We start from the raw sequence: 19,931 nt of genomic DNA, 5'->3' as shown, positions 1-19,931 counted from the left end.
GGCGTACCGGCGCGGATGCGCCGGCCCCGGGGTCAGGGGGTCGCGCTGAGCGGCGTGAGCCAGTGGATCTCCAGGTCTTCTCGCAGGTAGTCCATGCGGTGTCGCTGGAAGTGCGCGAGTTCGGGACGCGCGAGATGCGCGCGCAGGTCGTCGGCCGACCGCCACAGTTCGTAGAACACGAACGTGCCGGGATCGGCCGCGTCCCGGTGGACCTGGTACTGCATCGAGCCGGGCTCGGCCCTGGTCGGCTCCACGAACGACAGCAGCAGCCGCTCCAGCTCGTCGGCGCGCTCGGGCTTCGGCCGGGCGAAGCCGTAGATGCCGACCGGCCCGCCCCCATCAGGTACGACGATTTCCATACCTGCCGACGGTAGCCGCCGGCAAGGTATGATGCAAACCGTACCTAGGAGTGAGCCATGGATCTGGGCAAGGTGTTCCGCGCACTGGCCGACGACTCCCGCCGCCGGGTGGTGGCCGAACTCGCCGCCGACCCCGAGGACCGGGAGCGCGCCTGCGGCTCGTTCGACCTGCCGGTGAAGAAGGCCGCGCGCACGCACCACTTCCGGGTGCTGCGCGAGGCGGGGCTGATCGTGCAGCGCGACCACGGCAACGGGAGCGCCGTCTCGCTGCCCAGGCAGGACATCGAGCGCCGCCTGCCCGGTCTGCTGGAGCTCCTGTCCGAGGAGTCGGAGTCCGGCGGCCGCGCATGACCGGGGGCGCCGCCGATGTGGTCGGCGGCGCCCCCGTGCGCCCGCCGGCCGGTGCTCCGCCGGCCGGCTCCGCGCGGATCAGCCCTGGACGGCCCGGGCGCGGTTGACCGCGCTGCACACCGCGCGCAGCGAGGCGGTGGTGATGTTGTGGTGCATGCCCACGCCCCACACGGTCACCCCGTCGACGTCCGCCTCGACGTAGGCGGCGGCGCGGGCGTCGGTGCCCTCGCTCAGCGCGTGCTCCTTGTAGTCGACCACCCGGAACTTGACGTCGACCCCGGTCAGCGCGTCGCAGAACGCCGACAGCGGGCCCTGGCCGGTGCCGGTGATCTCGCGGATCTCGCCCTCGACCCGTACGTCGGCGCTGATCCGGTAGCCCTCCTCGGTGTTGGTCGAGCGGTGCGCCAGGATCCCGACCGGGCCGTCCTCGCTCAGGTAGGCCTCGGAGAAGATCTCCCAGATCCGCTCGCCGCCGAACTCGCCGCCCTCGGCGTCGGTGTGCTTCTGGACCTCGTGGGAGAACTCGATCTGCAGCCGGCGCGGCAGGTCCAGCGCGTGGTCCCGCTGCAGGATGTAGGAGACGCCGCCCTTGCCGGACTGGCTGTTCACCCGGATGACCGCCTCGTAGTCGCGGCCCACGTCCTTGGGGTCGATCGGCAGGTAGGGGACGCTCCAGGGGTGCTCGGAGACCGGGACCCCGGCCGCTGCGGCGTCGTCCTCCAGGGCGTTCAGCCCCTTCTTGATCGCGTCCTGGTGCGAGCCGGAGAAGGCGGTGTAGACCAGGTCGCCGCCGTAGGGGTGGCGCGGGGCGACCGGCAGCTGGGTGCAGTGCTCCACGGTGCGCCGGATCTCGTCGATGTCGCTGAAGTCGATCATCGGGTCGACGCCCTGGCTGTACAGGTTCATGCCCAGGGTGACCAGGTCGACGTTGCCGGTCCGCTCGCCGTGGCCGAACAGGCAGCCCTCGACCCGGTCCGCGCCGGCCATCACGCCCAGCTCGGCGGAGGCGATGCCGGTGCCGCGGTCGTTGTGCGGGTGGACCGACAGGCACACGTGCTCGCGCCGGGTCAGGTTCCGGCTCATCCACTCGATCTGGTCGGCGTAGACGTTGGGGGTGGCCCGCTCGACCGTGGCCGGCAGGTTCAGGATGATCTCCCGCCCGGGGCCGGGGTTCCAGACGTCCATCACCGCCTCGCAGACCTCCAGCGCGAAGTCCAGCTCGGTGTCGATGAAGATCTCCGGGGAGTACTCGTAGCCGAAGTACTCGGTGTCGCCCAGGTACTGCTCGGCGAAGCGGACCACGTGCCGGGTGCCCTCGACCGCGATCGCCTTGCAGGCCTCGCGGTCGACCCGGAACACCACCCGGCGGAAGACCGGCGCGGTGGCGTTGTACAGGTGCACGGTGGCGCGCTTGGCGCCGACCAGGGACTGCACGGTGCGCTCGATCAGGTCCTCGCGGGCCTGGGTCAGCACCGAGATCTGCACGTCGTCGGGGATGCGGCCCTCTTCGATCAGGGACCGGACGAAGTCGAAGTCGGTCTGGCTGGCCGACGGGAAGCCGACCTCGATCTCCTTGTAGCCCATCCGGACCAGCAGGTCGAACATCTCCCGCTTGCGGTCGGAGTCCATCGGCTCGATCAGGGCCTGGTTCCCGTCCCGCAGGTCGGTGGACAGCCAGCGCGGGGCGGCGTCGATGGTCTTGGCGGGCCAGGTGCGGTCGGGCAGGTCGACCGGCTTGAAGGGAGCGTAGCGCTGGAAGGGCATACCACTCGTCTGCTGCTGCGGCACCATGGAGAAAAGGCTCCTCATAGGACGTTTCCCCGGATTCGGGGACACGGGGTCATGGTCGACCTGAACACGCCGAAGCCCCGCGGCGAGGGAGCCGACCGTTTCTAACGACCCCCGCCGCGGCCGCTAAGGAGGAGCAGCTCGCGCAGCATAACGTGGGCCACGTTAGCAGACTCCCCGAGCGCGGGACCGCACCGGCCCCGCGGAACCCCCGGCGGAACCGGAACGCGCCCGCCCCCGGGTTCCTTCCCGCCCGCCCGGCCCGCGGGCATGCGTGCGGGGCGCAGCGGTGGTCCGGCCAAGTGACCACCGATGCGCCCCGCGGGGCCCGGACCGCAGCGGTGGCCCGGCCAAGTGGCCACCGTTGCGCCCGGTGCGGGGAGTCCGGCCGGGCCTTGCGGCGCCGGCGCGGCTCCCCCGTTCATGTGCCGCCCGATCAGGCGGTCTCCGGCTCCGGCTCGAACTCCTTCACCGCGTCGATCGCCGGACCGTGCGGCGTGTTCGCCTCGCGCTCGATCATGATCTCCACGAGCACCGGGCGGGAGGTCGCACGCGCCTCCTTGCGGGCCCACTCGATCGTGTCGCGGATCTCGGCGGGCTCGAAGACCCGGCGGCCGGAGCAGCCGTAGGCCTCCATCACCTTGACGTTGTCCGTGCCGTAGTCGTCGTAGTGGATGTCGACCTGGTAGTTCATGTCGAACGGGATCTCGGCCTGGCGGATGAGGCCGAGGTACTCGTTGTTCAGCATGATGATCACGAACGGCACGTTGTACTGCGCCGCGACCGCCAGCTCCTCGACCATGTACTGGAAGCCGTAGTCGCCGACGATGCCGACGACCTCGGCGTCCGGCTCGGTGTCCTTCAGCGCCTTCTTCACGCCGATGGCCGCCGGGATCTCCCAGCCGAGCGGGCCGGCCTGGCCGCAGATCTGGTAGTGCCGCGGCTTGTAGGCCTTCTGGTGCTGGCCGCCCCAGATCTGGTAGAGGCCGATCGCGGTGACGAAGTAGGCGTCCTCGTCGAAGGCCTCGTTGATCTCCTTGTAGACCCGCGGGGCCTTGACCGGGACGGAGTCGAAGTCCTCCTTGCGGCCCAGCGTGCGCTTGAGCTCGCCGATCCGCTCGATCCAGGCGCCGACGTCGGCCTTGGCCTTGCGGCGCTTCGCGGCGTCGATCAGCGCGCGCAGGAACAGCCTGGCGTCGGAGACGATGCCCAGGTCCGGCTCGAAGACCTTGCCCAGCTGGGTGGCCTCGATGTCGACGTGGATGAACTTGCGCTCGCCCCGGTAGACGTCGATCTTGCCGGTGTGCCGGTCGGCGAACCGGGCGCCGACCGCGAGCACCAGGTCGGACTCGAGGAAGGAGGCGTTGCCGTAGCGCTGCGAGGTCTGCACGCCGGTCATGCCCGCGAACAGCTCGGAGTCCTCGTCGAAGGAGCCCTTGCCCATCAGGGTGACCTGGACCGGGACCCGCAGCAGCTCGGCCAGCTCGGCCAGCTCGTCGGAGGCCTCGGCGAGGATGATGCCGCCGCCGGCCAGGATCAGCGGGCGCTCGGCCTCCAGCAGCAGGTCCAGCGCGCGCTCGACCCGCGGCAGGTGCGGCCGCACCTCGTTGAGCTGCAGCGGCGCGTCGATCGCCGGGTCGTACTCGATGACCTGCTGGGCGACGTCCAGCGGGATGTCGATCAGCACCGGGCCGGGGCGGCCCTCCTGGGCGATCCGGAACGCCTCGCGGAAGATCCACGGAGCGCTGCCGGCCTCCTTGATCTGCACCGCCCACTTGGTGACGGGCTTGGCGATGGAGACGATGTCGACCGCCTGGAAGCCCTCCTTGTCCAGCAGGTCGGTGCGGTTCTGGCCGGTGATGCACACGATCGGGATGGAGTCGGCCATCGCGGTGTACAGACCGGTGATCATGTTGGTGCCGGCCGGGCCGGAGGTGCCGATCGCCACGCCCACCTTGCCGGTGGTGCGGGACCAGCCGTCGGCCATGTGGGTGGCGCCCTCCTCGTGCCGGACGGTGAGGTGCTCGATCCCCCCCACCTGCTCCATGGCCTTGTAGAGGGGCAGGATCGCGGCGCCGGGGCAGCCGAAGGCGGTGGTGACGCCCTCGTCCTTCATGACCTCGACGGCCGCGTTCATCGCGGGCATCTGTACCATTTGCTTGAACCCTTCAGTGCTAGGGGGGTCATGGGCCCGCAGGCGGGACATCGGGTGCGGCCAACACCCGGGCCCGAGGCGGACGCGCGTATCACGGCTAAGCCGCGACCGCCTTCGGCCGTCCCGCCCGCGGGATCCCTAATCCGGAGCGTTCCGAGCGGCTCCGCCCGCGCTCACTTCTCCTGGCTGGAGAGCTGCTCGACGATCTTCAGCAGCGCCGAGTGGTCCAGGCCGCCGTGGCCCTGGGCCTTGAGCGCGCCGATGAACTGGGCCACCAGGGCGCCGAGCGGGATCGCCACGCCGGCCTCGCGGGCCGCGGTGGTCACGATCTTCATGTCCTTGTCGTGCAGCGCGATGCGGAAGCCGGGGTCGAAGGAGCGGTTCCGCATCCCCTCGCCCTTGCGGGTCAGCACGGTGCTGCCGGCCAGGCCGCCGTTGAGCACCTTGAGGCCGGCCTCGGTGTCGACGCCGTGCGCCTCCAGGAAGACCAGGGCCTCGGCGACCAGCTGGATGTTGCCGGCCACGATGAGCTGGTTGGCGGCCTTGACGGTCTGGCCGGCGCCGGACGGGCCGACCAGCACCGGGGTGGTGCCCAGCACCTCGAAGACCGGCAGCGCGGCGTCGAAGTCCGCCTGGGCGCCGCCGACCATGATGGACAGCTTCGCCTCGATGGCGCCGGCCTCGCCGCCGCTGACCGGGGCGTCGAGCACGCGGAAGCCGCGGCGGGCGCCCTCCTCGGCGAGGGAGCGGGAGACGTCGGGGCGGATGGTGCTCATGTCGATCACCAGCGCGCCGGCCGGGGCGTTGGCGTAGACGCCGTCCTCGCCGAGCAGGACCCCCTCCACGTCCGGGGAGTCCGGGACCATGGTGATGACGACGTCGGCGCCGGCCACCGCCTCGGCGATCGAGTCGGCCGCCTTGCCGCCCTGCGCGGCGAGCTTCTGGGCGGGCTCCGGGGTGAGGTTGTTGCCGGTCACCTGGTAGCCGGCCTTGACCAGGTTGACGGCCATGGGCAGGCCCATGATGCCGAGGCCGATGAAGGCGATGTTCTGCTTGGCGGACATGTGGCTGGTTCCTTCCTGGGGAGGTCTGGTTCGGGGGCCGCTCGGGCCGCTCAGCGGCCGAGCCAGCCGAAGCTCTCCGCGGTGGGCACGGTCGGCTTGTACTCCAGGCCGACGAACCCGTCGTAGCCGCCGGCCTGGGCGGCCTCGAGCAGGTCGAGCAGCGGGAGGTCGCCGGTGCCCGGCTCGCCGCGCCCGGGGGCGTCGGCGATCTGGATGTGGCCGAAGTCGGCGGCGTGGTCGCGGACGACCGCGGCGACGTCGTCGCCGTTGACCGCGAGGTGGAAGAAGTCGGCGAGGAGCGCGACGTTGCCCGCGCCCGCGGCCTTGGCCCGCTCGACGACGGCCAGGCCGTCGGCGGCGGTCTTGATCGGGAAGGCGTCGGAGCCGCTGACCGGCTCGATGAGCACGGTGCCGCCGATCGGGGCGACCGCCTCGGCGGCGGCGGTGATGCTCTCCAGGGCGACGCGGTCCTGCTCGGCCGGGTCGACGCCGTCCTGGCGCAGCCCGTAGAGGGCGTTGAACGCCTTGGTGCCGGTGCGCCGGGCGATGCCGGCCACGACGTCCAGGTTGTCGCGGAACTCGCCGGCCCGGGAGGGCTGGGAGAGCACCCCGCGGTCCGGGCCGGGCAGCTCGCCGGCGAAGAAGTTCAGCCCGGTGAGCTCGACCCCGGCGTCGGAGATCGCGGTGACGAAGGCGTCGACCTCGGTGTCGGAGGGGACCGGGGAGGCGAACGGCCACCAGAACTCGACCGCGTCGAACCCGGCCTTGCGGGCTGCGGCGGGGCGCTCGTTCAGCGGCAGCTCGGTAAAGAGCAGCGAGCAGTTCACCGTGTAGCGCAGCGAGTGGCTCATGGCGTGCTCTCCTCAGCAGAGTCGGTGGCGGTGAATTTCATGATGCGGAATCTATTTTTCGCTTGAAGGAATGATGCGAGTCTGCGTCGCGAACCGCGGCTTGTCAACCACCCCTCCGCCGGACACCCCGCCCGCACCCCCTCCGCCCCCTATAAGGAGCAAAGGGGTAGACAGTGGGATCTAGCTCACAGAAACTCACATATGGGGCGCTCACCTGCCCGGCTCGTCCTGCTCGACGGCGGGGCGATCTGCGGCCCGGTGTTGACAACCACACTGTGACCGGGGCTACAGTCCGACATGTAAAAGAAAGTTTCTGCACTACGAAATCCGACCGTCCTCCCTGTGGCCGCCGCGTTAACGCGCGCTTCAGCCACGGCGCGCGGCCGCACCGCGCCACCGGACCGGGGCCCGGCCCCGACGGACGGACGGAACAGGACAGAGGGGACCATGTCCGACACCTCTTCGGGCTCCTCCGCAACGGACCCGAACGGCGATCCGGGGCTGGCGCGCATCAACGCGCTGACCTCGGACGACTTCCGCGCCGAGTTCGCCCAGTGCCTCAACGTGGACCGGTGGACCGCGGCCCTGGACGCGGAGCGGCCCTTCGCCTCCCGCGAGGCCCTGCTCGCCGCCGCGGACGCGCACGCCGCGCAGATGAGCGACGGCGAAGTGGACACCGCGATCTCCCGGCACCCGCGGATCGGCGAGAAGGCGAGCGGCTCCGACACCGAGTCCCGGTGGTCGCGCGGCGAGCAGTCCGCGGTCACCGCCGGCGGCGACGCCGCCGCGCAGGCCTTCGCCGAGGCCAACGCCGCCTACGAGGACCGGTTCGGCCACATCTACCTGGTGTGCGCCTCCGGCCGCTCCCCCGAGGAGCTGCTCACCGACCTCAAGGAGCGGATGGGCAACTCCGCCGACCGGGAGAAGCGGGTCGTCGCAGGAGAGTTCCGCAAGATCGCGCTGCTGCGCGTGGAGAAGGTACTGGACAACACATGAGCCACGTCACCACACACGTCCTCGACGCCGCCCTGGGCCGCCCGGCGGCCGGCGTCGAGGTGCGGCTGGAGGCCGCCGCCGACGAGGCGCGGACCTCCTGGAAGCCGGTCGCGACCGGCGCCACCAACGAGGACGGCCGGGTCCCGGACTTCGGTCCGGACCAGCTGGAAGCGGGCGTCTACCGGGTCGTCTTCGACACCGCCGGCTACTTCGAGCGCACCGGGCAGCGCGGGTTCTACCCCGACGTGACCATCGCGTTCGAGCTCGCCGACACCGGGGCGCACTACCACGTCCCGCTGCTCCTCAGCCCGTTCGCCTTCTCGACCTACCGGGGGAGCTGAGGCCTCAAGGAGTCGACCGGAATCGACATCCCATCCGAGTGCGGTGACAGGTCCTTCCGCATGACCACAGCGGTCCTCCCTCGTCGCACGCCGCGCGACCCCGCGACGGCGCCCCCGGGCGCCCCGGGCGCGCAGGCCCTTTCTGTGAACCGCCCCGCGCCCTTCCCGCGCGAACGCGGACGGCGGCCGGGCGGCGAAGCCTGATCTCGACGCACAGGACGGAGACGATCCATGGGGATCCGACTCGGAGACAACCAGTACGGCAAGGCCGAGGTGCGCATGGTGCACGTCGACCGCGGCAGCGCCGTGCACACCATCAAGGACATCAACTACACCTCCCAGCTCCGCGGCGACCTGGAGTCGGTGCACACCGAGGGCGACAACTGCAAGTGCCTGCCCACCGACACCCAGAAGAACACCGTCTACGCCAAGGCCAAGGAGTGGGGCGGCGTCGGCGCCATCGAGGACTTCGCGCTGAAGATGGCCCGGCACTTCGTCGATGAGCACGACTACGTGTACGGCGCCCGCCAGGAGGTCGAGGAGTACACCTGGGAGCGGATCGCCACCTCGGCCGGCCCGCACGACCACTCCTTCGTCCGCAGCGGCGGCGAGGTGCGCAGCACCGTGATCACCAAGGACGGCGACAAGGAGTGGGTGGTGTCCGGCTTCACCGGGCTGACCGTGCTCAAGTCGACCGGCTCGGAGTTCCACGGCTACCCGAAGACGAAGTACACCACGCTGCAGGAGACCGACGACCGGATCCTGGCCACCGACGTCACCGCCCGCTGGCGCTACATCGGCACCGACGTCGACTGGGACAAGACCTACGCCTCGGTCAAGGCCCTCATGCTCGAGGCCTTCGCGAACACCCACAGCCTCGCGCTGCAGCAGACGCTCTACCAGATGGGCAAGGCCGTCCTCGAGGCGCACCCGGAGATCGCCGAGGTCAAGTTCTCCATGCCCAACAACCACCACTTCCTGGTGGACCTCTCCCCGTTCGGCCTGGACAACCCGAACGAGGTGTTCTTCGCCGCGGACCGCCCCTACGGCAAGATCGAGGCCGTCGTCGAGCGCGACGACGCCCCCGAGGCGGGCCGCGCCTGGGAGAGCGTGCCGGCCTTCGTGTAAGCCGAGGCTCCCCCTCCCGGTCCGGGCCCCGCCCCCTTCGGGGCCCGGACCCCCGTCCCGGCCTGGGCGGCCTCTCCGCCGTCCCCGACCGCCAGCCGTCGGCGCGCGAACCGCACCGCGACAGCCGCACGGCCGCGACGCGTACCCGCATCCCGGATGCGCGCCCCTAACCCGACGCACACGGGCCCTGCGCTCCGCCCAGGGGCGTCGGCCCGCACCCACTGACCCAGTAGGGGCCCGGTCAAGGACCATGCGACACGACAACGACGGCGGTGGAAACGACCTCCGCGCGCAGCACGAACCCACCGCCACGGCGACCCGGGACCGCTCGGCCCCTCCGCCGGGGCAGGGCGCCGAGGAGCGCCCCGAGGACTGCCGGCACACCACCGGCCAGTACCTCATCGGCGGACTCCAGCACCTGCTCACCATGTACGCGGGGCTGATCACCCCGCCGCTGATCATCGGCACCGCGGCCGGCCTCGACGGGGCGCAGACCGCGACCCTGATCGCCGCGACCACGCTGCTCGCCGGCATCGCCACCCTGCTCCAGACGCTCGGCGTGCGCTGGCTGGGGCTCGGCTCCCAGCTGCCCATCGTGGTCGGCGCGACCTTCGTGCCGGTCGGCGCGATGGAGTCGATCGCCGCCGAGGGCGGACTGCCCGCGGTCTTCGGGGCCTCGCTCGCGGCCGGCCTGTTCGGCCTCGCCATCTCCCCGTTCTTCGGCTCCCTGGCCCGGTTCTTCCCGCCGATCGTCACCGGGACCATCGTCACCGTCATCGGGCTCTCGCTCTTCCCGGTGGCGCTGGGCTGGATCGTGGGCGACGCGCCCGGCGGCGTGCCCGCCTCCGGCGACCTGCTGCTGGGCCTGGGCACGCTGGCCCTGGTGCTGCTGCTGAACCGGATCCCCGGCGTGATCGGCCGGTTCTCCATCCTGATCGGCCTGGTCACCGGGACCGCGGTGGCCGCGCTCACCGGTCGGGCCGACTTCTCCGAGGTCGCGCCGGGCCCGCTGTTCGCCCTGCCCGAGCCGTTCCACTTCGGGCTCCCCGAGTTCCAGCCCGCGGCCATCCTGACCATGTGCATCGTGATGCTCGTGGTGCTGACCGAGGGCACCGCCAACATCATGGGCGTCGGCGCGGTCGTCGGCGCCCGGGTGGACCGGCGGCGGATCTCCGAGGGGCTGCGCGCGAGCGCACTGGCCAGCACCCTGGCGCCGCTGCTCAACACCTTCCCGGTCTCCTCCTTCGCACAGAACATCGGCCTGGTGGCGATGACCCGGGTGCGCAGCCGGTTCGTGGTGGCCTGGGCCGGCGGGCTGCTGGTCCTGCTGGGGCTCTTCCCGGTGCTGGGCCGGCTCGTCGCCGCGGTGCCGATGCCGGTGCTGGGCGGCGCGGGCCTGGTGCTCTTCGGCACCGTCGCGGCCAGCGGCATCAAGACGATCGCCGAGGACGACCTGACCGACCAGCTCAACCTGGTGCTGGTCGGCGCCTCCCTGGGCGCGGGCCTGATCCCGCTGCTGTTCCCGCACTTCTACGAGGGCCTCCCCGGCTGGGCCGCCACCGTGCTGCACTCCGGCATCGTGGGCGCCTCGCTGGTCGCCATCGTCCTTAACATCCTGTTCAACGCGGGGCGCCGCGGACGGAACACGGATGCGGGAGAAGAAGAGGCGGTCCGGCACCCCGCCGGAGCGCACCCGGAACCGGAGGCCTGACACCTCCCCGGTCCGGACATAGGAACCTCCCCTCCCCGGCGGCCCCGGGGAGGGGGCGCGGACGGTGAGTCCGCGCGACCGGCCGCCCGCGCTGCGGCCGGAGCAGGACAGGAGCGGCCCCTGAAGGGCGCGACGGGACCGCTCCCGACCCAATAACCGGTTCGACCGCACCCCGGGACGGTGTCCCCCAGGGTGGAGTGCCCCGCACCTCGGGACGGTCGCACCAAGACCCCAAGGGGCTGACACTGGCCATGCAACTCGGAAAGTCGAAAGACGGCACCCCGGCCACGACGAACGCCGCCGCCCATGATGGGGACACCGCCATCCCCCCACGCCCTGAAGACGAACGCCTCCCCGCGAAGCTGCTCGGCCTCTACGGCCTGCAGCACATCCTGACCATGTACGCAGGTGCCGTCGCACCGGCCCTGGTGATCGGCGGCGCGGCCGGCCTCAGCCCTGCCGACCAGGGGATCCTGGTCAGCGGCGCGCTGCTGGTCGCCGGCATCGCCACCCTGCTGCAGACGCTCGGCCCGTGGCGCACCGGCGCCCAGCTGCCGATCGTGGTGGCCGCCTCCTTCGTCCCGGTCGGCGCGATGACCACCATCGCCACCGACCAGGGGCTCCCGGTGGTCTTCGGCGCCTCCCTGGTGGGCGGCCTGTTCGCCCTCTGCCTGACGCCGTTCTTCGGGCAGCTCGTACGCTTCTTCCCGCCCGCGGTCACCGGCAGCATCATCACCGTCATCGGCCTGTCGCTGATGCCGGTGGCGGCCGGGTGGATCGTCAACAACAACCCCTCCGGCCACCCGTCGCTGAGCGACATCGGGCTCGCCGCGGCGACGCTCGCCCTGGTGCTGCTCTTCTCCCGGGTGCTGCCGGGGCTGCTCGGCCGGGTGGCGATCCTGCTCGGCCTGATCGCCGGCACCCTGATCGCGCTGCCGCTCGGCAAGACCGACTTCAGCGCGGTCTCCGACGGCGCGTTCTTCGCGCTGGGCTCGCCGCTGCACTTCGGCATGCCGGAGTTCGAGCTCGCGGCCATCCTGACCATGTGCGTGATCATGCTGGTGGTGCTGACCGAAGGCGCCTCGCACATCATCGCGGTCGCCGAGATCACCGGCTCCAAGGTGGACGCCAAGCGCATCTCGGCGGGCCTGCGCGCCGACGTCAGCGCCTCCATCATCGGCCCGATCTTCAACACCACCCCGGGCAGCTCGTTCGCGCAGAACATCGGCCTGCTGGCGCTCACCAAGATCAAGAGCCGCTTCGTGGTGGCCAGCGGCGCCGGCATCCTGATCGTCCTCGGGCTGTTCCCGGTGCTCGGCCGGGTGGTGGCGGCGATCCCGATGCCGGTTCTGGGCGGCGCGGGCCTGGTGCTCTTCGGCACCGTCGCGGCCAGCGGCATCCGCACCCTGGGCAAGGTCGACTTCGACAACAACCTCAACCTGATCCTGGTGGCGACCTCGCTCGGGTTCGGCATCCTGCCGATGGCGGTGCCGGACTTCTACGAGGGCTTCCCCGGCCCGATCGCCACCGTGCTGCACTCGGGCATCGTGGGCGCCGCGATCGTGGCGATCACGCTGAACATCTGCTTCAACGTGATCGGCCGCGGCAAGGCCCCGCAGCCCTCCGCCGAGATCGACCGGGACGAACTGAAGACCGCCGGCCCCGGCGAGGCCAAGTACACCGAGGCCGCCGACGCCGCCTACCGCTCCGGCAGCAGCGACGGAAAGCGCCCTTCCGGCGGCGGAGAGGCCGACGGGAAGCACCCCTCCGGGCATGGAGAAGCCGGCGGGAACGCCGGCGCCGACGGCGGTGAGCCGGCCGGCGAAGAGGGAGAGCTCAGCGCCAAGAGCGACTGACCTCCTCCGCTCCCCACCCCCCAGGAACGGCCCCGGGCACCGCGCCCGGGGCCGTTCCCCGTCCGCAACGGCCGGGGCAGGGTTCCCGCACCCGCGCCCACGCCCGAACGCGGCACCCCACAGGGCCGAGCTCCGATCAGGCGGCGAGGGCAGGAAGGGGGGTACCAGCCAGTCGCTCGGGCGTGGCGCCCCACGGGGTGGCGGTTCAAGCAGGCGGCGACGGCAGCGGCAGGAACAGGGCCAGGCGCCCCAGCCGGGCGCGGCGCCCCACGGGGCGGGGGCTCAAGCAGGCGGCGAAGGCGGCGGTGGGGACCGGCCGGTCGGTCCGGTGCGGCGCCCCGCAGAGCGAAGGTCCAAGCAGGCGGCGACGGCCAAGGAAGGGGCGGGGCGGAGGCGGTCGCCCGGGCGCGGCGTCTCGCGGGGCAGGGATTCAGACCAGCGGCGAGGGCGGGAGGGCGTGCCGGCCAGTCGGTCTGGTGCGGCGCCCCACGGGGCGGGGGTACAAGCGGGCAGCGACGGCGAAGGTAGGGCCGGGGCGCAGGTGGTCACCCGGGCGCGGCGTCCCACGGGGCGGGGGTACAAGCAGGCGGCGAGAGCAGGGAGGGGAACCGGCCAGTCGGTCAAGCGCGGCGCCCCACGGGGCGAAGCTTCAGACCGGCGGCGACGGCGGGGAGGGGAGGGGCACCGGCCGGCCGGTCGGTCGGGTGCGGCAGAGCAGGGAGGGGCGGCCGGGGAGGGTAGGGGGCGGCAGGTTCGCCGTTTCCGTGTCGCCCGGGCGCCGGGGCCGGCCGCCCCTGAAACCGCTGCACCTCTCTGACCTGAGCGAATACGTAGGGTGATGGCGGGGTGGTGCGCCCTGCGCACCGCGAGAGCACCCCGGTGATTCCCGGGCGCGCATCCCGGCCCGGATCGGCCCCCGGAAGCCCCGAATCGCCCTGACCGGGCCGGTGTTCGGGGGTTCGAGCCGCCCGCAAGGCCGCAAGGCAGGGGGCCGGAACCCGGGGAGGGATGGCGCGGGGGTGAGATGTCGGATTTGCCCTGCAGAGAGGGCCCGCCTTGGCCACTCTGGGTGATCGGCGAGGGGGCGATGGGGGTCTGGGGGCTTACTACTCGCTGGTAGATGTAATCGGGGTGCTGCGGGGGTGCGCAGGGGACTCCCGCCCCCGCCCGATCCCCGCCGCAAACCGGGCATAGGGGATAAGGCCGCCCTGCTGGGTGCGGGCCGGGCCGGTGAACGCGGCGCCCACTCCGCTCCCGCCTTCGCCGCCTGCTTGAACCCCGGCCCCATGGGGTGCGCGCCCGGGCGACGCCTGCACCCCTCCCCTACCGCTGCCGTCGCCGCCGGCTTGTACCTCCGCTCCGCGAGGCGCCGCGCCCGACCGACCAGCCGGTCCCCACCGCCGCCTTCGCCGCCGGTTTGAACCCCCGCTACGTGGAGCGCCGCGCCCGGGCGACCGCCACCGCCCCAGCCCTACCTTCGCCGTCGCTGCCCGTTTTGACCTTCGCCCCGTGGGGGGCTGTACCCGACCGACCGGCCGGTCCCCCCTCCCGCCCTCGCCGCCGGTTTGAACCCCCGCCCCGTGAGGCGCCGCGCCCGGCTAGGACGCCCGGCCCCGCCCCTACCACTGCCGTCGCCGCCCGTCTTGACCTTCGCTCCGCGAGACGCCGCGCCCGAGCAGCCGGTCCCCCTCCCGCCCTCGCCGCCCGCTTGGACCCCCGCCCCGCGAGACGCCGCGCCCGGCCGGAGGTCGGACCGGGCACGGCGGAGGCCCGGTCCCCCGCTGCGGGGCCGGGCCGGAAGGGAGGTCGGACCGGGCACGACGGAGGCCCGGTCCCCCGCTGCGGGGGGCCGGGCCGGAAGGGGGGAACGGGGCCGGGGAAGGGTGCGGCGGCCTTCCCCGGTCCCGGGTCGGTCAGGACCGCTGGAGCAGCCGGCCCTTGGGGGCGGCCGGGTCGATCCGCTCACCGCGCAGGTAGGTCGCGCGGACGACGCCGGTGAGCTCCCGGCCGTCGTAGGCGCTCAGCGGGTTCTTGTGCTGCAGCGTCCGGGCGTCGATGCGGGTGCGCGCCTCGGGGGCGACCACGGCGAAGTCCGCGTCGTTGCCGACCGCCAGCGCGCCCTTGCCGGTGAGGCCGGCCACCCGGACCGGGCCGGAGGCCATCCAGCGCACCACGTCGGCCAGCGAGTGGCCGCGCGCGCTCGCCTCGCTCCACACCGCGGAGAAGCCCACCTGGAGGCCGGAGACGCCGCCCCAGGCGGTGCCGAAGTCGCCGGTGTCCAGGTCCTTCAGGTCCACGGTGCTCGGCGAGTGGTCGCTGACCACGCAGTCGATCACCCCGTCGGCCAGCGCCCGCCACAGCGCGTCGCGGTTGGCCGCGCCGCGGATCGGCGGGCAGCACTTGAACTGGGTGGCGCCCGCGGGCACCTCCTCCGCGGCGATGGTCAGGTAGTGCGGGCAGGTCTCCACGGTCAGCGGGACGCCGTCCGCCCTGGCCTTCTCGATCATCGGCAGGGCCGTGGCGGTGGACAGGTGCAGGATGTGCGAGCGGGTCCCGGTCTGCCGGGCGGTCTCGATGACCAGGCGGATCGCCTCGTGCTCGGCCTCGTCCGGGCGGGAGGCGAGGAAGGAGGCGTACTCCGGGCCGGAAGCGGCGGGCGCCGACTCCAGCAGCCCCGGGTCCTCGGCGTGCACGATGATGGTGCCGCCCAGCTCCCCGATGGCCGCCGCGGCGGAGCGGTACAGCTCCGGGGTGAGGTGGCCGAACTCGTCCACACCGGACGGCGAGAGGAACGACTTGAAGCCGTAGACGCCCTGCCCGTACAGGGCGGTCAGCTCCCCGGTCTCCCCCGGGGCGCTGTTCTCCGGCACCGCGCCGCCCCAGAAGCCGACGTCCACCGCGACCTGGCCCTCGGCGGCCTCCCGCTTCACCCGCAGCCCCTCGGCCGTGGTGGTCGGCGGGATGCTGTTCAGCGGCATGTCGACGATGGTGGTGACGCCGCCGGCGGCGGCCGCCCGGGTGGCGCTGGCGAAGCCCTCCCAGTCGGTCCGGCCGGGCTCGTTGACGTGCACGTGGCTGTCGACCAGGCCGGGCAGCAGCACCTCGTCCTCGGCGGTCTGGACGGTGCGCGCACCGTCCAGCGGCGCGTCGGCGCCGGCGATCTCGGCGATCCGCCCGCCGCGGACCCCGATCGCCACCGGGCGCTCGCCCTCGGGGGTGATGGCCCGGCGTGCGCGGACGACGAGCTCGTAGTCGTGTTCAGGCATGGTTCTCCCGTTCCCGCTGGTGTTACCGGTTCCGATCCGCTCCGCCGGGCGGTTCAGCCGACCCTGCGGTCGGCGAAACCGCGCAGCACCTCGGAGCCGACCCCGGTGGCCGCCTCGACCTCGGCCTCCTCCAGGGCGCCGCAGTTGCAGCCGCGCACCAGGGCGGAGGCGAGCGCCTGCGCGGTGGCCGGCTCGTCCAGCACGCCGCCGCCGGCCGCGCCCAGGTAGGCCTTGAGCCGCGCGGCCGCGGGCTCGAACGCCTCCCGGTAGAAGGCGTAGGTGGCCAGGTAGCGGGTGGGCAGCTGGTGCGGGTGGAGGTCCCAGCCCTGGTAGTAGGCGCGCTCCAGGGAACGGCGGACCAGGCCCGCGTGGAGCGCCCAGGCGGCGTGCACCTGCTCGCGGCCGCCCACCGGCACCACGTTGGTGGAGCCGTCGGAGAGCCACACCCCGGTGCCGGCCGCGGCGAGCTGCATGACCGCCTTGGCGTGGTCGGCGGCCGGGTGCGCCATGCTCTGGAAGGCGGCGGTGACGCCCACCGCGGCGCTGTAGTCGTAGGTGCCGTAGTGCAGGGCGGTCACCCGGCCCTCGCCGGCGTGCACCATCCGCGCGACCGCGGCGGCGCCGTCCGGGGTGAGCACCGACTGCGGGGTCTCGATCTGCAGCTCGAAGCCGAGCCGGCCGGCGGGCAGCCCGAACCGCTTCTCCAGCTGCTCGGACGCCCAGACCATGGCCTCCACCTGGTCGACCGAGGTGATCTTGGGCAGGGTGAACACGAAGCCCTCGGGGAGGCGGCCGGCGGCGTCCAGCAGCCCGCCGATGAACAGGGCGAGGCTGCGCAGGCCGCGGCGGCGCCCGGCGGACTCCATGCCCTTCATCCGCACCCCGAAGTAGGGCGGGGCCTGGCCGGCGTCCAGGTCGGCGGCGAGCGCGGCGACGGCGGAGGCGACGTGGGCGTCCTCCTCCTCGTCGGAGCGGGCCCCGTAGCCGTCCTCCAGGTCGACGCGGAGGTCCTCGATCGGCTCCCCGGCGAGCTTGGCGCGCACCCGGGGGAGCGCGTCGGCCACCGCGCCCGGGTCCATGCCGGCCGCCGCGGCCAGCGTCTCGGCGTCGGGCGCGAACTCGTCCAGGGAGGCCAGCGCCTGCTCTCCCCACTCGGCGCAGAGCCCGGCGCGCACCTGGTCGGCCGGGACGTAGACGGTGTGCACCGGCTGGCGCCGGCCGGAGTCCCCGGGGTACTGCGCGATGAGCCGCGCGTCGGCGTCCGCGAGCCGCGCGTCGAGTGCGTCGGCGAGCTCGCCGAGGCCGATTCCGGCCAACCGCCGCCCGCTCTGCGCGGCCTCCTGCTCTCCCACTTGGTACTTCCCTTCCGTGGCTGTCGCCGGGTGGCGCGAAGAGGAAAACGCCACCCGCTAGATCTTTTATATAGCGGACACTAACTTCTACAATTCGGAAGAACAAGGGGTTCGGTGCGGGCTTCCCGTGCCGGGCCCGCGGACCCGAGCACCGATGAGGAGCAGAACGCCGCCGAGGACCTGCGGCGGGGCACCGGTTCACGCCCGGAGGGCGCGCGGGCGGGGACCGGGATGCGGCTGCGGGGCGCCGCCATTGGCGTCCCTCTACTTCCGTATCGCAGAATGAGACCGGATGATCCTGACGGCCACCGCACGACCGCGGCGGCCAGGCGATGGGAGCTGGAGACCTTTGGCAACGTCACAGACCTCGATCGAGGGCGCCCCCTCTGGCGACGTCCCCCGGGCGAGAGCTGGCGGGGTGCAGTCGCTCGACCGCGCGTTCGCCCTGTTGGAGATCATGGCCGACGCGGGCGGGGAGATCTCGCTGAGCCAGCTCGCCGACTCCTCCGGGCTGCCGCTCCCCACCATCCACCGCATCATCCGCACCCTGGTGGACAACGGGTACGTGCGCCAGCTCCCCTCGCGCCGGTACGCGCTGGGGCCGCGGCTGATCGGACTGGGCGAGAGCGCGTCGCGGATGCTCGGCACCTGGGCCCGGCCGCACCTGGCGCAGCTGGTGGACGAGCTCGGCGAGACCGCCAACCTGGCGATGCTCGACGGGGACAAGGTGGTCTACGTCGCCCAGGTCCCCTCGCCGCACGCGATGCGGATGTTCACCGAGGTGGGCCGGAGGGTGCTGCCGCACTCCGCGGGCGTGGGCAAGGCGCTCCTGGCCCAGCTGCCCGAGGAGGAGGCGCTGGCCACCGTCGGCCGGACCGGCATGCCCGCCGCCACCGACCGCACCATCAGCACCCCGGAGGCGTTCGCCGAGGAGATGGTGCGCATCCGGGAGCGGGGCTACGCCATCGACGACGGCGAGCAGGAGATCGGGGTCCGCTGCCTGGCCGTCCCGGTGCTCGGCGGCCCCGCCATGATGGCCGTCTCCATCTCCGGCCCGGAGGCCCGGGTCAGCTGGGAGTTCGTGGACAAGGCCGCGCCGATCGTGCAGCGCGCCGCCCTCGCCCTGGCCGGCGACCTGAACCACCAGAGCTAGCCGCCGCTCCCCTCCCGCACCGCCCCGGCGCGGGAGGGGGACCGCACCGGTCCCGCCCCCGATGATCTTGACGTTGCGGGGGTGTCAGAGCGCTCTGTTACCCCCGCAACGTCAAGATCATCGCCCTGGGGTCAGGTCTGCTGGTCGAAGCCGAGCCGGCGGAGCTGCTTGGGGTCGCGCTGCCAGTCCTTGGCCACCCGCACCCGCAGGTCGAGGTAGACCCGGGTGCCCAGCAGCGCCTCGATCTGCTTGCGGGCCGCGGTGCCCACCCGGCGCAGCCGCTCGCCCTTGGAGCCGATGACGATCGCCTTCTGGCTGGGGCGCTCCACGTAGAGCGAGGCGTAGATGTCGGTGAGCTCCCGGCCCTGCCGGGCGCCCTCGCGCGGGCCCATCTCGTCCACCATCACCGCGATCGAGTGCGGCAGCTCGTCCCGGACGCCCTCCAGGGCGGCCTCCCGGACCAGCTCGGCGACGAGCATCTCGTCCGGCTCGTCGGTGAGGTCGCCGTCCGGGTAGAGCGGCGGCCCCTCCGGCAGGTGGCCGCAGAGCACGTCGGCGGCCCGGTCCAGGTTCTCCCCGCTCTCCGCGGAGACCGGCACGATGTCGGTCCACCCGCCCAGCTCCTGGACGGCCAGCAGCTGCTCGGCGACCTGCTCGCGGGTGGCCTTGTCGGTCTTGGTGACCAGCGCGACCACCGGGGTCTCCCGCTGCGCGGCCAGCTCCCGGGCGATGTAGGTGTCGCCGCGGCCGATCGGCTCGTCGGCCGGCACGCAGAAGCCGATCACGTCCACCTCCACCAGGGTGGAGCGGACCAGGCTGTCCAGCCGCTCGCCCAGCAGGGTGCGCGGCTTGTGCAGGCCCGGGGTGTCCACGATGATCAGCTGGGAGTCCGGACGGTGCACGATGCCGCGCACGGTGCGCCGGGTGGTCTGCGGGCGGTTGCTGGTGATGGCGACCTTCTGCCCCACCAGCGCGTTCATCAGCGTCGACTTGCCCACGTTGGGGCGGCCGACGAAGCACGCGAAGCCGCTGCGGAAGCCCTCCGGGTAGGAGAGCGGCGGCAGCGGGGTGCGGAGTCTTTCGAGGTCGAGCTCGTCCATGGATGTCTCACGTTCATGCGGTGCGGGCGGGCCGCGCGGACGGTGCGGCGGCGCTCCGGTGTCCTCCGGTGCGCGGCCCGCCCCGTCCGCGTCAGGAGCGGGTGACGGCGGTGGGGGTCCCGTCCGGGGCCGCCAGCACCACCAGCGGGGTCTTCAGGTCCGCGGCGACGGCGAGGTCGTCCGCGCTCAGCTCGCCTCCGGCGCCGACGACCACCGCCGCCTCCAGGGCGGCGGCCTCGCTGGAGACCGCGGCGGCGGCCGCCGCCTGCAGCGCGGTCAGCCTGAGGCTGGGCAGGGCGACCGTGGCCGCGGTGTAGGTGCGGCCGGTCTCGTCGCGCACGGCGGCGCCCTCGGCCGCGCCGGTGCGGGCGCGCGAGGCGCGCGCCAGGGTGATGAGCTTCTCGTCCTCGGCCCCGAGTTCCGGGCGCTGATCGTCGGTCACTGGTCTCCTTCGCAGAGG

Annotated in this window: 16 protein-coding genes; 7 read left to right on the top strand and 9 right to left on the bottom strand. The window is 72.9% G+C overall.

Annotation, left to right across the window (positions count from 1 at the left end):
- Positions 1-32: 32 nt before the first annotated feature.
- Positions 33-359 carry a putative quinol monooxygenase gene (locus D459_RS0119260; RefSeq protein WP_017594640.1) on the bottom strand — a complete coding sequence of 109 codons (327 nt, stop codon included), beginning with the start codon at positions 357-359 and terminating at the stop codon, positions 33-35.
- 57 nt (positions 360-416) lie between these two features.
- Here D459_RS0119260 and D459_RS0119255 point away from each other — a divergent pair, with 57 nt between their 5' ends.
- The gene (locus D459_RS0119255) at positions 417-710 is read left to right on the top strand and encodes an ArsR/SmtB family transcription factor (RefSeq protein ID WP_017594639.1); all 294 of its coding nucleotides are present in this window, start codon (positions 417-419) and stop codon (positions 708-710) included.
- Positions 711-788: 78 nt separating this feature from the next.
- Here D459_RS0119255 and leuA read toward each other — a convergent pair whose 3' ends face one another.
- From leuA to D459_RS0119235, 4 genes are all read right to left on the bottom strand, one after another.
- On the bottom strand, positions 789-2,501 hold the full coding sequence (gene leuA / locus D459_RS0119250) for a 2-isopropylmalate synthase (protein ID WP_026120548.1): 1,713 nt from the start codon (positions 2,499-2,501) through the stop codon (positions 789-791).
- Between the two features lie 433 nt (positions 2,502-2,934).
- Positions 2,935-4,653, bottom strand: a complete 1,719-nt coding sequence (gene gcl / locus D459_RS0119245; protein WP_026120547.1) for a glyoxylate carboligase — start codon at positions 4,651-4,653, stop codon at positions 2,935-2,937.
- A 173-nt stretch (positions 4,654-4,826) separates the two neighbouring features.
- The gene (locus tag D459_RS0119240) at positions 4,827-5,717 is read right to left on the bottom strand and encodes a 2-hydroxy-3-oxopropionate reductase (protein WP_017594636.1); all 891 of its coding nucleotides are present in this window, start codon (positions 5,715-5,717) and stop codon (positions 4,827-4,829) included.
- Between the two features lie 50 nt (positions 5,718-5,767).
- Positions 5,768-6,568, bottom strand: a complete 801-nt coding sequence (locus D459_RS0119235) for a hydroxypyruvate isomerase family protein (RefSeq protein WP_017594635.1) — start codon at positions 6,566-6,568, stop codon at positions 5,768-5,770.
- 447 nt (positions 6,569-7,015) lie between these two features.
- On the opposite strand from D459_RS0119235, the gene uraD reads away from it, so the two are divergent.
- From uraD to D459_RS0119210, 5 genes are all read left to right on the top strand, one after another.
- On the top strand, positions 7,016-7,564 hold the full coding sequence (gene uraD, locus D459_RS0119230) for a 2-oxo-4-hydroxy-4-carboxy-5-ureidoimidazoline decarboxylase (RefSeq protein WP_017594634.1): 549 nt from the start codon (positions 7,016-7,018) through the stop codon (positions 7,562-7,564).
- Positions 7,561-7,905, top strand: a complete 345-nt coding sequence (uraH, locus tag D459_RS0119225; protein WP_017594633.1) for a hydroxyisourate hydrolase — start codon at positions 7,561-7,563, stop codon at positions 7,903-7,905. Before uraD ends, uraH begins: the two co-directional genes overlap by 4 nt.
- Before the next feature lie 231 nt (positions 7,906-8,136).
- Complete coding sequence (gene pucL / locus D459_RS0119220) at positions 8,137-9,033, top strand: factor-independent urate hydroxylase (protein WP_017594632.1); 897 nt, start codon at positions 8,137-8,139, stop codon at positions 9,031-9,033.
- Positions 9,034-9,283: 250 nt separating this feature from the next.
- Positions 9,284-10,744, top strand: coding sequence for a nucleobase:cation symporter-2 family protein (locus D459_RS0119215; RefSeq protein WP_017594631.1), 1,461 nt, complete (start codon positions 9,284-9,286; stop codon positions 10,742-10,744).
- A gap of 251 nt (positions 10,745-10,995) precedes the next feature.
- A complete protein-coding gene (locus D459_RS0119210) occupies positions 10,996-12,600 on the top strand; it encodes a nucleobase:cation symporter-2 family protein (protein ID WP_081620629.1) in 1,605 nt (534 codons plus the stop codon).
- A gap of 1,913 nt (positions 12,601-14,513) precedes the next feature.
- On the opposite strand, the gene allB is transcribed toward D459_RS0119210, so the two are convergent.
- Both allB and D459_RS0119200 read right to left on the bottom strand, forming a co-directional pair.
- Positions 14,514-15,866, bottom strand: a complete 1,353-nt coding sequence (gene allB, locus D459_RS0119205; protein ID WP_017594629.1) for an allantoinase AllB — start codon at positions 15,864-15,866, stop codon at positions 14,514-14,516.
- Between the two features lie 53 nt (positions 15,867-15,919).
- Positions 15,920-17,182, bottom strand: a complete 1,263-nt coding sequence (locus D459_RS0119200; RefSeq protein ID WP_026120546.1) for a DUF6986 family protein — start codon at positions 17,180-17,182, stop codon at positions 15,920-15,922.
- Between the two features lie 454 nt (positions 17,183-17,636).
- Here D459_RS0119200 and D459_RS0119195 point away from each other — a divergent pair, with 454 nt between their 5' ends.
- Entirely contained in the window at positions 17,637-18,371 is a 735-nt protein-coding gene (locus D459_RS0119195) for an IclR family transcriptional regulator (RefSeq protein ID WP_017594627.1), read from the top strand.
- Between the two features lie 131 nt (positions 18,372-18,502).
- Here D459_RS0119195 and era read toward each other — a convergent pair whose 3' ends face one another.
- Entirely contained in the window at positions 18,503-19,471 is a 969-nt protein-coding gene (era, locus tag D459_RS0119190) for a GTPase Era (protein WP_017594626.1), read from the bottom strand.
- A gap of 91 nt (positions 19,472-19,562) precedes the next feature.
- Positions 19,563-19,913, bottom strand: a complete 351-nt coding sequence (locus tag D459_RS0119185) for a hypothetical protein (RefSeq protein ID WP_017594625.1) — start codon at positions 19,911-19,913, stop codon at positions 19,563-19,565.
- Positions 19,914-19,931: the final 18 nt, after the last annotated feature.

The sequence above is a fragment of the Nocardiopsis potens DSM 45234 genome (assembly GCF_000341105.1).
Lineage (GTDB): Bacteria > Actinomycetota > Actinomycetes > Streptosporangiales > Streptosporangiaceae > Nocardiopsis_A > Nocardiopsis_A potens.
Note: the sequence above shows the minus strand (reverse complement) of the source record. Positions and strands in the feature narration are given on the sequence as shown.

Bases quoted from the DNA above. Each gene is read 5' to 3' on its own strand.
- D459_RS0119260 (WP_017594640.1), bottom strand. From the start codon at position 359: ATGGAAATCGTCGTACCTGATGGGGGCGGGCCGGTCGGCATCTACGGC.
- D459_RS0119240 (WP_017594636.1), bottom strand. From the start codon at position 5,717: ATGTCCGCCAAGCAGAACATCGCCTTCATCGGCCTCGGCATCATGGGC.
- uraD (WP_017594634.1), top strand. From the start codon at position 7,016: ATGTCCGACACCTCTTCGGGCTCCTCCGCAACGGACCCGAACGGCGAT.
- D459_RS0119210 (WP_081620629.1), top strand. From the start codon at position 10,996: ATGCAACTCGGAAAGTCGAAAGACGGCACCCCGGCCACGACGAACGCC.
- leuA (WP_026120548.1), bottom strand. From the start codon at position 2,501: ATGGTGCCGCAGCAGCAGACGAGTGGTATGCCCTTCCAGCGCTACGCT.
- pucL (WP_017594632.1), top strand. From the start codon at position 8,137: ATGGGGATCCGACTCGGAGACAACCAGTACGGCAAGGCCGAGGTGCGC.
- gcl (WP_026120547.1), bottom strand. From the start codon at position 4,653: ATGGTACAGATGCCCGCGATGAACGCGGCCGTCGAGGTCATGAAGGAC.
- allB (WP_017594629.1), bottom strand. From the start codon at position 15,866: ATGCCTGAACACGACTACGAGCTCGTCGTCCGCGCACGCCGGGCCATC.
- D459_RS0119255 (WP_017594639.1), top strand. From the start codon at position 417: ATGGATCTGGGCAAGGTGTTCCGCGCACTGGCCGACGACTCCCGCCGC.
- uraH (WP_017594633.1), top strand. From the start codon at position 7,561: ATGAGCCACGTCACCACACACGTCCTCGACGCCGCCCTGGGCCGCCCG.
- era (WP_017594626.1), bottom strand. From the start codon at position 19,471: ATGGACGAGCTCGACCTCGAAAGACTCCGCACCCCGCTGCCGCCGCTC.
- D459_RS0119215 (WP_017594631.1), top strand. From the start codon at position 9,284: ATGCGACACGACAACGACGGCGGTGGAAACGACCTCCGCGCGCAGCAC.
- D459_RS0119235 (WP_017594635.1), bottom strand. From the start codon at position 6,568: ATGAGCCACTCGCTGCGCTACACGGTGAACTGCTCGCTGCTCTTTACC.